The organism is Frankia sp. AgKG'84/4 (assembly GCF_023242965.2).
Taxonomy (GTDB): domain Bacteria; phylum Actinomycetota; class Actinomycetes; order Frankiales; family Frankiaceae; genus Frankia.
Genome location: NZ_JALKFU020000994.1, coordinates 1 through 1893, shown reverse-complemented (window position 1 = coordinate 1893; position 1893 = coordinate 1). Strand labels below are relative to the sequence as shown.

2 protein-coding genes are annotated in these 1893 nt (G+C 76.4%); one reads left to right on the top strand and one right to left on the bottom strand.

Annotation, left to right across the window (positions count from 1 at the left end; all coding sequences use genetic code 11):
* A partial coding sequence (locus MXD58_RS26685) for a sacsin N-terminal ATP-binding-like domain-containing protein (protein WP_374616687.1) occupies positions 1-1411 on the bottom strand: 1411 nt, incomplete at its 3' end.
* Between the two features lie 113 nt (positions 1412-1524).
* Here MXD58_RS26685 and MXD58_RS26680 point away from each other — a divergent pair.
* Positions 1525-1890, top strand: a complete 366-nt coding sequence (locus MXD58_RS26680; RefSeq protein ID WP_250610564.1) for a maleylpyruvate isomerase N-terminal domain-containing protein — start codon at positions 1525-1527, stop codon at positions 1888-1890.
* Positions 1891-1893: the final 3 nt, after the last annotated feature.

Sequence of the window (1893 nt, the reverse complement as noted above, 5' to 3'; positions counted from 1 at the left end):
GGTCGGGGGTCGCGCCGCGGACGCCGGGCGCCGCGGCCGCGGCGCCGCCAGCGTTCGCGTTCGCGTCCGGTGCGTCCCCGGTGCCCAGATAGGCCGCGAGTGCCACCGTGACCGCGGCGAGTTCGTCGGTGAGCCAGTCGCGCAGCGGGCCGGCGATCGTGTGCCGCCGGGACGGATCCAGGGGTAGTTCCACGCTGGCGAGGACAGGCAGGGACAGCGGCTCGTCGGTAGGCTGAGGAGCGCGCAGCACTCGGGCGACACCGTCCGGCCAGTCGCCGTCGGGAACCATCGCCCGGGCGGTGTAGCCGCTGCGGTTGCGCTCCTCGACGGGGCGGTCAGCGAGCAACCGGGTGGGAATCGTGCCGGTCCTGGCGATACCGCGCCACCGCTCGCCATTGAGGTCGGCGATCTCGAGCCGCTCCCAGGGCGCCGGGCCGTCCTGCGCGGCGCTGTCGCGGGGGGCCGTCCGAGGCTCGGCCAGGCCCGGGTCGCTGCGTTCGCCGTCCGGACCGCCGCGGACCCATCGGCAGGTGATCGTCCGTTTCTCGCCGTCGACGTCAATGGTGATGTCGCCGGGCCCGCCGAGGACCAGCGGCAGGGTCGGATCGAGGTCCGCGACCAGGCTCCGGGCCAGCTCCGCCGCTGCCGCGTCGCGCAGGGGCAGGCGAACCACGGTGTCGTGGCCGGGCGGCGGCGGTGGGGCGGTGATCGCGAACGGCAGCCGGAGGATCGGCGCGGCTCCGTCGCGGCGGGCGAGCTCCGCGGCCAGGCCCGTCGCCGGCCGGCCGGCCGTCTCGGCGAGCTCGGTCGTCGGATCGGATTTCGTTGCGTCGTCATTCGTTACGTCGCGTCGAGTTTTGTCGCCGACGTCCCGGTGATGTGGGTAGTCGAGAGTGGTCACGGCGTCGATGGCGGCGGTTCTCGACCAGGCGACCCCGGTCGCGGGTTCGCCGGCAGCGGCGGCGGAGACGATCGACGGCTCATCCGTCACCGCGAGGACGGCCGCGAACCCGGCCCCGAAGCGCCCGATCGCGGCGGTGTCCCGCTTGGCGGAGGCGCGCAGCGTGGACAGCGCCTCCACCCCGGCCGCGGACAGCGCCGCGCCCGTGTTGGCGACCTCCAGCAGGCCGCCGGGCCCGGCCCCCGGCGCGGTCGGGAGGGTGCGCAGGCGCACGTCGACCCGCGCCGGCACGCCGGCCTCGCGGGCTGCGTCGAGCGCGTTCTGCAGCAGCTCGACCACGAGACGGTCGCGGTAGGCGCCGAGCGCGGCATCCTCCTCGGCGTTCGCGTCCTCCCGGAAGCGGGCCGGCGAGGCGACCCACGAGTCGAGCACCCGCCGCCTGATCGCGTCGGCCCCGTATCTGTCGGTCTCATACCCGTCGGCCGCAGCGCGTGCGGTGGTCACTGACACGGCCCCATCCTCGTCCCCACCGGGCGGTCGGGACGGCACCGGATCCGCGCGGGCCGGTCGGGCCGGTGCAGGGCAGCGACCGACGTGACGCAGGCGGCCGGCAGGATGGAGCGATGGCTCCCCGAACCCGCCGGCGGGACGCCGCGGCGGCCGTGCCCGAACTCGCCGACGCCGTCCTGGCCCAGTGGCAGAAGATCGTCGACGTGGTCGACGGCCTGCCGGACGACGCGTTGGCCGCGCGCAGCGTGCTGCCCGGCTGGACCAGTGCCGACCTGGTCATGCAGGTCGTCAGGGCCGCGACGGCGGTCACGGAGGCCCTCGACGAGGTCCCGCCGGGCGCGGGCCCGGCCACCGCCGGCCCGCCCGCCCGCCCCATCCCGGCGACGGACTATCTGAGCGGAACCGGGGCGCGGGCGCGGCTCGGACGGGCTCGACGGAGTCGGCGGGGATCCGGCCGGCGGCGGCGTGCGCCTCCATGACCA

Bases quoted from the DNA above. Each gene is read 5' to 3' on its own strand.
- MXD58_RS26680 (WP_250610564.1), top strand. From the start codon at position 1,525: ATGGCTCCCCGAACCCGCCGGCGGGACGCCGCGGCGGCCGTGCCCGAA.